Raw genomic sequence first — 9,485 nt, forward strand, 5'->3', positions numbered from 1 at the left:
TCCGAAACCGTGACGGGGCCTTGGGGGCGCCGCCCGGATCGGTGGTTATTGTTTTGAATTCCTGATGGTGCTTAGTGCCGGTTTCTACCTTGAAGCCGGGGTGACGCAATCGCCAGCAGGCTGGCTCCCACAGGGAAATGCATTCCAAACTGTGGGAGCCAGCCTGCTGGCGATGCTTTTAGTGCTTGAACATCACATGCCGCACAACGGTGTAGTCCTCAAGCCCGTACATGGACATGTCCTTGCCATAGCCGGACAGTTTCTGACCTCCGTGAGGCATTTCGCTGACCAGCATGAAGTGCGTATTGACCCAGGTGCAGCCGTACTGCAAACGCGCCGACAGGCGATGAGCGCGGCCGACGTCGGCGGTCCACACGGAGGAGGCCAGGCCGTAGTCCGAATCGTTGGCCCAGCCCAGCACCTGTGCTTCATCGCTGAATTTAGTCACCGAGACCACCGGCCCGAACACTTCACGGCGCACGATTTCGTCGTCCTGCTGCGCATCGGCCAACACCGTCGGTTCGAAGAAATAGCCGTTGCCCTCGACAGCCTTGCCGCCAGTGATCAATCGAATGTGCGGCTGGGCGATGGCGCGCTCGACGAAACCGGTCACGCGGTCGCGGTGTTGCGCGGTGATCAGCGGGCCGAGTTCGGTCGACGGATCATCCTGCAAGCCGTACTTGATGCTGCTGACGGCGGCGCCGAGTTTCTCCACGAACTTGTCGTAGATGCCTTCCTGGGCATAGATGCGGCAGGCGGCGGTGCAGTCCTGGCCTGCGTTGTAGAAACCGAAGGTGCGGATGCCTTCGACGGCGGCATCGATGTCGGCGTCGTCGAAGATGATCACCGGGGCCTTGCCACCCAGTTCCATGTGCATGCGTTTGACGCTGTCGGCGGTGCTGGAAATGATGTTCGAACCGGTGGCGATCGAACCGGTCAGCGACACCATGCGCACTTTCGGGTGGGTCACCAGCGGGCTGCCGACGGTCGGACCACGGCCGAACACCAGATTGAGTACACCGGCCGGGAAAATGTCCGACGCCAGTTCGGCCAGACGCAGGGCGGTCAGCGGGGTTTGTTCCGACGGCTTGAGCACCACGGTATTACCGGCGGCCAGGGCCGGGGCGATTTTCCAGGCGACCATCATCAGCGGGTAGTTCCACGGTGCGATGGAAGCGATCACGCCCACCGGGTCGCGGCGGATCATCGAGGTGTGCCCCGGCAGGTACTCGCCACCGGCTGAACCGCTCATGCAGCGGCTGGCGCCAGCGAAGAAGCGGAACACGTCGGCAATCGCCGGGATCTCGTCGTTCAGCGCAGCGCTGTAAGGCTTGCCGCAGTTGTCCGATTCCAGTTTGGCCAGCTCTTCGCCGTGGGCCTCGATGACATCGGCGAGTTTGAGCAGCAGCCGTGAACGCTCTTTCGGCGGGGTTTGCGACCAGCTGTCGAACGCGGCGTCGGCAGCGCGTACGGCGGCATCGACCTGGGCCTCGCTGGCTTCGTTGATTTCCACCAGTACACGACCCAAAGCCGGGTTGAAGACGGGTTGGGCGGGGCCTTCGCCGTCGAGCAGTTGGCCGTTGATCAAGAGTTTGGTTTGCATGGCTTTGTCCTCACTAACACTTTTATTTTTCTGCTTGAACCGGCCCCCTGTAGGAGCGAGCCTGCTCGCGATGGTCTCAAACACACCGCGTTGAACCAGACTGAACGCGTCTTCGTTCACGTCCATCGCGAGCAGGCTCGCTCCTACAGGGGATGTTGGTTGTCGGTTACTTCCCACCACTGCCCGCCACACTCTCACCACCCCGCGTCAGGTAATAAGCACCAAGAATCGGCAGCATGGTCACGATCATCACCAGCATCGCCACGACGTTGGTCACCGGCACGTCCCGTGGGCGGCTGAGCTGGTTGAGCAGCCACAACGGCAGGGTGCGTTCATGGCCGGCGGTGAAGGTGGTGACGATGATTTCGTCGAACGACAGGGCAAACGCCAGCATGCCGCCGGCCAGCAACGCCGAGCCGAGGTTCGGCAGGATGATGTAGCGGAAGGTCTGCCAGCCGTCGGCACCGAGGTCCATCGAGGCTTCGATCAAACTGTGGGAGGTACGGCGCAAACGGGCGATGACGTTGTTGTAGACGATCACCACGCAGAAGGTCGCGTGGCCGACGATGATGGTGAACATCCCCGGTTCGATGCCCAGTGTCTTGAAGGTCGCCAGCAGCGCGATCCCGGTGATGATCCCCGGCAGGGCAATCGGCAGGATCAGCATCAGCGAGATGCCTTGCTTGCCGAAGAAATCCCGGCGATACAACGCGGCCGAAGCCAATGTGCCAAGGACCATGGCGATCAGGGTGGCAATCGAGGCGATCTGCAACGACAGCTTGATGGCTTCCAGCACGTCCGGGCGCGAGAACGCCACGCCGATCCACTTCCAGGTGAAACCCTTGGGTGGAAAACTGAACGCCGCGTCTTCGGTGTTGAAGGCGTACAGGAAGATGATCAGGATCGGGAAGTGCAGGAACAGCAACCCGCCCCATGCGGCAATGCGCAGGCCGAGAGAGGCTTTGTCCCCCTGCTTTTCTGAATTAGAGTGCATCGAAGGCCCCCAGTCGTTTGACGATGGACAGGTAGATGGCGATCAGCACGATCGGCACCAGGGTGAAGGCCGCGGCCATTGGCATGTTGCCGATCGCGCCTTGCTGGGCATACACCATGCTGCCGACGAAGTAGCCGGGCGGGCCGACCAGTTGCGGCACGATGAAGTCGCCCAGGGTCAGCGAGAAGGTGAAGATCGAGCCTGCGGCAATGCCCGGGACCGACAGCGGCAGAATCACTTGCGTGAAGGTCTGGCGCGGCTTGGCACCGAGGTCGGCGGAGGCTTGCAGCAGCGAGGGCGGCAGGCGTTCCAGCGAGGCCTGGATCGGCAGGATCATGAACGGCAGCCAGATGTAGACGAACACCATGAAGCGCCCCAGGTGCGAGGTCGACAAGGTGCTGCCGCCGACGCCAGGAATCCCCAGCACGAACTGCAGGACCGGTTCCAGTCCCAGGTGCTGCACGAACCACTGCGCCACGCCGCCCTTGGCCAACAGCAGCGTCCAGGCGTAGGCCTTGACGATGTAACTGGCCCACATCGGCATCATCACCGCGATGTAGAAAAACGCCTTGGTCTTGCCGGTGGTGTAGCGCGCCATGTAGTAGGCAATCGGGAACGCGATGACGGCGCTGGCCATCGACACGACGACCGCCATGCCCAGGGTGCGCAGGATGATGTCGAAGTTCGACGGCTGGAACAGCGCGGTGAAGTTCGCCAGGGTCAGGTCGGGTGTGACCGCCATGGTGAAGTCATCGAAGGTGTAGAAGCCTTGCCACAGCAGCACCAGCAATGAGCCCAGGTAGATCGCGCCGAACCACAGCAACGGCGGCACCAGCAGCATCGACAGGTACAGGTTCGGCCGGCGATACAACAGGTTGGAAAACCTGCGCAACGGCGAGCCGCCTGACGAGGTTTGAGAAATAGCCAGGGTGTTCATCTCACACCCCGCCTGCAAGGGTATCGTGCAACTGGACCATCGCTTCCCGCGCCCAGCGTGCGCTGAGGCGCTGCCCGGTCTGGTGTTGCGCGCTGCTGTCGATCCACTGGATGTTGGCCTGGCTGATGTTCAGGGTCTGGCCGTTTTCCAGTTTCAGTTCATAGCGGGTGGCGCTGCCCTGGTACTGGATGTCGTGCAGCAAACCGCTGACTTCGATCTCGTGACTGGCCAGCGGGCCTTCGGCGAAGCGCACGTGTTCCGGACGAATCGAGAACGGCTGCGGATTGCCACTGAGCTGCTTGGCCAGATCACCGCGAATCACGTTGGAGGTGCCGACGAATTCCGCCACGAAGGTGGTGGCCGGTTTCATGTACAGGTTGCGCGGGCTATCGACCTGTTCGATGCGCCCCTTGTTGAACACCGCCACCCGGTCGGACATCGACAACGCTTCGGTCTGGTCGTGGGTGACGAAAATGAAGGTGATGCCGAGCTGGCGTTGCAGCTTCTTCAGTTCGCCCTGCATTTGCTCGCGCAACTTCAGGTCGAGGGCGCCGAGGGGTTCGTCGAGCAACAGTACGCGAGGACGGTTGACCAAGGCACGGGCCAGGGCCACACGCTGGCGTTGGCCTCCGGAGAGCTGCACCGGCTTGCGCTCGCCATAGCCGCCGAGGGCGACCATCTCCAGGGATTCCTGGGCGCGCTTGAGGCGTTCGACCTTGCCGATGCCTTTGACTTTCAAGCCGTAGGCGACGTTATCGCGAACGTTCATGTGCGGGAACAGCGCGTAATCCTGGAACACGGTGTTCACGTCACGCTGGTACGGCGGCAGGCCGGCGGCCTCTTCGCCATGAATACGGATGGAGCCTGCGCTCGGTTGTTCAAAACCGGCGATCAGGCGCAAACAGGTGGTCTTGCCCGAGCCGGACGGCCCCAGCATGGAGAAGAACTCGCCGTCCTGGATGTCGATGGAAACCCGGTCGACGGCTTTCACTTCGCCGAACTGACGGGAGACGTTGGTGAACTGGACTGCAAGCGTCATGGTGCGGTGCTCCAAAAAGGCGAAGGCCGTCGCAGCGGCCCTGCCTGGACTTCTGAAAAAACGAACATCTTTTATCGGTGGGCCGAGCACGATAGTGGCAACGGCGCTGATCAACTGTAGGAGTGAGCCTGCTCGCGATGAGGGCGGAACAGTCAGAATCGTTGTCGACTGACACTCCGCCATCGCGAGCAGGCTCGCTCCTACAGGGTGGGGCGGGTTATCTACCGCCCATGATCGCGATGTAATCCTGGGTCCAGCGGCTGTACGGCACGAACTTGCCGCCTTCAGCCTGTGGAGTTTTCCAGAAGGCGATCTTGTCGAACTGGTCGAAACCGTTGGTCTTGCAGCCTTCGGCGCCGAGCAATTCACTGCCCTGGCACGCCGCCGGAACCGCTGGCAACGAGCCGAACCACGCTGCGACGTCACCCTGGACTTTCGGTTGCAGCGACCAGTCCATCCATTTGTAGGCGCAGTTCGGGTGCTTGGCCTCGGCGTGCAGCATGGTGGTGTCGGCCCAACCGGTGGCGCCTTCTTTCGGGATGGTCGAGGCGATTGGCTGCTTCTCGTTCATCAGGCCGTTGACCTGATATGGCCACGCACCGGAGGCGACTACGCCTTCGTTCTTGAAGTCGCTCATTTGCACAGTGGTGTCGTGCCAGTAGCGGTGGATCAACGGCTGCTGGGCGCGCAGCAGGTCGAGTACGGCCTTGTACTGGGCTTCGGTCAGTTCATAGGGGTTCTGGATGCCCAGTTCCGGCTTGGCGGTCTTCAGATACAGCGCCGCGTCGGCGATGTAGATCGGGCCGTCATAGGCCTGCACGCGGCCCTTGTTCGGCTTGCCGTCCGGCAGGTTTTCCGCATTGAACAGCACGCCCCAGCTGGTGGGCGGGGTCTTGAACACGTTGGTGTTGTACATCAACACGTTCGGGCCCCACTGATACGGGGCGCCGTAGGTCTGCTTGTTGACCACGTACCAGGGTCCATCCTTGAGGCGCGGGTCGAGGTTTTTCCAGTTCGGGATCAACGCGGTGTTGATCGGTTGCACACGCTTGCCGACGATCAGGCGCAGGGACGCGTCGCCGGACGCCGTGACCAGGTCGTAGCCGCCCTTGGCCATCAGGCTGACCATTTCATCGGAGGTGGCAGCGGTCTTGACGTTGACCTTGCAGCCAGTTTCCTTCTCGAAACCGGTCACCCAGTCGTAGGCCTTGTCACTCTCGCCACGTTCGATGTAGCCAGGCCAGGCCACAATATCCAGTTGGCCTTCGCCCGCCCCGACAGCTTTGAGCGGCTCGGCGGCCTGGACACTGGCGCTGGCCAGCAGCGCGGTGGTGATTGCACTGAGCAGTGCGGTCTTGTGCACGAACATGGGAATTCCCTCTTCTTTAATTATGGTCGGGGCAGTGTCTTGAACGTGGTGAAGCGCGCCGTTGGTGGCTTGTTATTAGCGTAGTCAGAGATGTTCGCCATGGCGGGCCATGATGTGCCGCACCACGCTGTAGTCCTGAAGCGAATCGCTGGACAGGTCCTTGCCGTAGCCCGAACGTTTCAGGCCGCCATGGGGCATTTCGCTGACCAGCATGAAATGGCTGTTGATCCAGGTGCAGCCGTACTGCAAGCGCGCCGCGACCTGCATGGCCTTGTCGAGGTTCTGGGTCCAGACCGACGAGGCCAGGCCGTATTCCGAATCGTTGGCCCAATCCACCGCTTGTTCCAGCTCATCGAAGCGGGTCACGGTGACCACCGGCCCGAACACTTCGCGCTGGACGATCTCGTCACTTTGCTTGCAACCGGCGAGCAGGGTCGGCTGGTAATAGAAGCCGGCACCGGAGTGCACCGCCGCGCCGGTCACCCGTTCGATGTGCGGCTGGCCGAGGGCACGTTCGACAAAACTGGCCACGCGATCGCGCTGGCGGGTGCTGATCAACGGGCCGATTTCGTTGTCGGCGTCGCGTTTGCCAGCAAAGCGCAGGCTACTGACGGCTGCGCCGAGCTCGGCCACCAGACGGTCATGAATCCCGGCCTGGGCATAAATGCGGCAAGCGGCGGTGCAATCCTGGCCGGCGTTGTAGTAGCCGTAGGTGCGTACGCCTTCGACCACGGCCTGAATGTCGGCATCGTTGCAGACGATCACCGGAGCCTTGCCGCCGAGTTCGAGGTGGGTACGCTTGAGTGTTTTCGATGCGGCCTGGAGAATCTTCTGGCCGGTGACGATATCGCCGGTCAGCGACACCATGCGGATCTTCGGATGGCTGACCAAATGGCTGCCGACCCCTTCGCCGCCACCGCAAACGATGTTGATCACCCCCCGTGGCAGGATCTCGGCCAATGCCGGGGCCAGGGCCAGGATCGACAGCGGCGTGTGTTCCGACGGCTTGAACACCAGGGTGTTGCCGGCGGCGAGGGCCGGGGCGATCTTCCACGCGGCCATCATGATCGGGTAGTTCCAGGGCGCGATCGACGCCACGACCCCGATAGGATCGCGCCGAACCATGCTGGTGTAGCCCGGCAGGTATTCGCCGCTGAGCTGGCCGGTCTGGCAACGCACGGCACCGGCGAAGAAGCGGAACACGTCGACCGTGGCGCTCAAGTCGTCCTGGCGGGCCAGGTGCAGCGGCTTGCCGCAGTTCATGGATTCGAGGCGGGCCAGCAGGTCGGCATTTTTTTCGATGGTGTTGGCGATCTCCAGCAACAGGTTCGAACGTTGCTGCGGCGTGGTCCGTGACCAACCGGCAAAGGCGCGGTGGGCGGCGAGGATCGCGGCTTCGACTTGTTCGGTGCTGGCTTCGGCGATCTGCGTCAGGACTTCGCCGGTGGCCGGGTTGAGGATCGGCTCGACAAAGCCTTGCCCGGCGACCAGTTCACCATCGATCAACAGGGCGGTGAACAACGGGGTCTGCGCGCCAGCCATTTTTCGGGTTCTCGTTTTTTGTGTGGCTTGTTGTGTAGACATGGCAGCGCTCCCTGTGACTGGGGCCCGGCCGTCTTTATTAGATGCAACAAGACTAGTTCGCGGACCCGAGGACAACAAATACTAAATACTGAAGGTGGCGTTCGATTAAATAGATGGCTTGCGCCCGCCGTGGGGTTGTTCGCGAGCGACCGTGAGGAAGGGGTCTACCAGCGCCGGCCGCGCGGTGCCGCGACGCCAGGCCAGGCCGACATCCAGGGTCTGGCTGAGGTCGGCGATCGGTCGCGCTTCGATGATGTCGCCCTCCAGTGACCACGGGCGATAGGTCATGTCGGGCTGGATCGATACGCCCAATCCGGCGGCCACCAGGCTTCGCACCGCTTCGGTCGAAGCTGTGCGCAGGGTGATGCGCGGTTGCAGGGAGGCTGCCGACCACATGCGCTGGGCGTTGCGGTCCATTTCATCGACGTTCAGTTGAATCAATGGCTCGCGGGCCACGTCGGCGAGGTTGATGCTGTCGTGTTCCAGCAACGGGTGCTGGGCCGGCAGCCATAGTCGGTGCGGCGAGTGGGTCAGCACTTCGGTCTGCAAAGCGTGGCGGTCTTCGAGATTGGAGAGGATCAACACGCCGACATCGATTTCGCCGCTGACCAGCAAATGCTCAATGTACGGGCGCTCATCCTCCATTACGCGGATTTCCACGTTGGGATAGGCGCGCTGGAAGCGGGTGAGCAGATCCGCCAGGTAATAACCGGCCACCAGGCTGGTTACACCGACGATCAATTGCCCGGCGACCTGGTCGGTGCTCTGTTGCAGGCTGCGCTTGGCGTTATCCACGGTAGCCAGGATCAAGTGCGCCTGACGCAGGAATTGATGCCCCTGGTGGGTCAGGGTCATGCCTTTGGCGTGGCGGCTGAACAGGCTGACGCCGATTTCCTCCTCCAGTTGCTGGATCGCCAGGGTCAAGGTCGACTGGGAAATGAACGCGGTTTGCGCGGCGGCCGAGATCGAGCCGGTCTCGGCCACGGCGATGAAGTGACGGATCTGACGCAAGGTCATCATGGGAAAGCACCCGGTGGGCTGTTTTTATCGATTGGCCAGAGTGTATATCGTTTTTTCTGATAGTCAGGTTCGAGCGGCAATACGCGCAATGCAACATCTGGAAGCACTCTCGCCCACGGGGCGTGGGCACTTTCGTTTTAGGCTGGTGGTCCTGGTTTAAGGTTAAACGTCTTGTGGAGGCGGTAAATGAACACCCGTGGATTGCTCGATCAACTACTCAAGTCCGGCCAGGACCTGTTGCAGAACAAGGCCGGCAGCTCACAGCAAAAGGGCGCGAGCGGTGGCAACGGTGCCCTCGGCAGTTTGCTTTCCGGCGCGAGTGGCGGGGCATTGGCGGCCGGCGCCATGGGCTTGCTGCTCGGCAGCAAAAAGGCCCGTAAAGTCGGGGGCAAGGTCGCGGTCTACGGCGGTCTCGCCGCGTTGGGCGTACTGGCTTATAAAGCCTACGGCAACTGGCAAGCGCAGCAGGGCGGCGCGGCCGGTACGGAACCGCAAACCCTGGACCGCGTGCCGGCCGCGCAAGTCGAGCTGCACAGTCAGGCGATTCTCAAGGCGCTGGTGGCCGCGGCCAAGGCTGACGGCCATGTCGATGAGCGCGAGCGTGCCTTGATCGAAGGTGAATTCACCCGCCTCGACAGCGACCAGGAGCTGCAACACTGGCTGCACGCCGAACTCAACAAGCCGCTGGACCCGAGCGATGTCGCCCGCGCCGCCCGCTCCCCGGAAATCGCCGCCGAGATGTACATCGCCAGCGTGATGATGGTGGACGAGGAAAACTTCATGGAGAAGGCCTACCTCGATGAGCTGGCGCGCCAGCTCAAGCTCGAGCCGGGGTTGAAAGCCGAGCTGGAGAAGCAGGTTCGCCAGGCTTCGATGTAAGCCTTCAATCCGCTATCGCGAGCAAGCTCGCTCCCACAAAGAAGTCAAATGTGGGAGCGA

8 protein-coding genes are annotated in these 9,485 nt (G+C 62.1%); 1 reads left to right on the forward strand and 7 read right to left on the reverse strand.

The features are described 5' to 3' along the window. Positions 1-178: 178 nt before the first annotated feature. From AC3ITA_RS05425 to AC3ITA_RS05455, 7 genes are all read right to left on the reverse strand, one after another. Positions 179-1,603 (reverse strand): gamma-aminobutyraldehyde dehydrogenase, encoded by a 1,425-nt coding sequence (locus AC3ITA_RS05425; protein WP_150673018.1) that lies wholly within the window; start codon positions 1,601-1,603, stop codon positions 179-181. 166 nt (positions 1,604-1,769) lie between these two features. After that, a complete protein-coding gene (locus AC3ITA_RS05430; RefSeq protein WP_108216604.1) occupies positions 1,770-2,597 on the reverse strand; it encodes an ABC transporter permease in 828 nt (275 codons plus the stop codon). Then, positions 2,587-3,534: an ABC transporter permease gene (locus AC3ITA_RS05435; RefSeq protein ID WP_095943120.1), complete on the reverse strand. Its 948-nt coding sequence runs from the start codon at positions 3,532-3,534 to the stop codon at positions 2,587-2,589. Before AC3ITA_RS05435 ends, AC3ITA_RS05430 begins: the two co-directional genes overlap by 11 nt. A 1-nt stretch (position 3,535) precedes the next feature. Then, positions 3,536-4,573, reverse strand: a complete 1,038-nt coding sequence (locus AC3ITA_RS05440) for an ABC transporter ATP-binding protein (RefSeq protein WP_150673019.1) — start codon at positions 4,571-4,573, stop codon at positions 3,536-3,538. 217 nt (positions 4,574-4,790) lie between these two features. Then, entirely contained in the window at positions 4,791-5,942 is a 1,152-nt protein-coding gene (gene ydcS, locus AC3ITA_RS05445) for a putative ABC transporter substrate-binding protein YdcS (protein ID WP_150673020.1), read from the reverse strand. 84 nt (positions 5,943-6,026) lie between these two features. Next, entirely contained in the window at positions 6,027-7,484 is a 1,458-nt protein-coding gene (locus AC3ITA_RS05450) for a gamma-aminobutyraldehyde dehydrogenase (protein WP_414929219.1), read from the reverse strand. A 147-nt stretch (positions 7,485-7,631) separates the two neighbouring features. Further along, on the reverse strand, positions 7,632-8,546 hold the full coding sequence (locus AC3ITA_RS05455) for a LysR family transcriptional regulator (protein ID WP_007975056.1): 915 nt from the start codon (positions 8,544-8,546) through the stop codon (positions 7,632-7,634). A gap of 186 nt (positions 8,547-8,732) precedes the next feature. On the opposite strand from AC3ITA_RS05455, the gene AC3ITA_RS05460 reads away from it, so the two are divergent. Beyond that, positions 8,733-9,425 (forward strand): tellurite resistance TerB family protein, encoded by a 693-nt coding sequence (locus AC3ITA_RS05460; protein WP_489279700.1) that lies wholly within the window; start codon positions 8,733-8,735, stop codon positions 9,423-9,425. Positions 9,426-9,485 lie beyond the last annotated feature (60 nt).

This window comes from Pseudomonas sp. GL_090 (assembly GCF_057837765.1).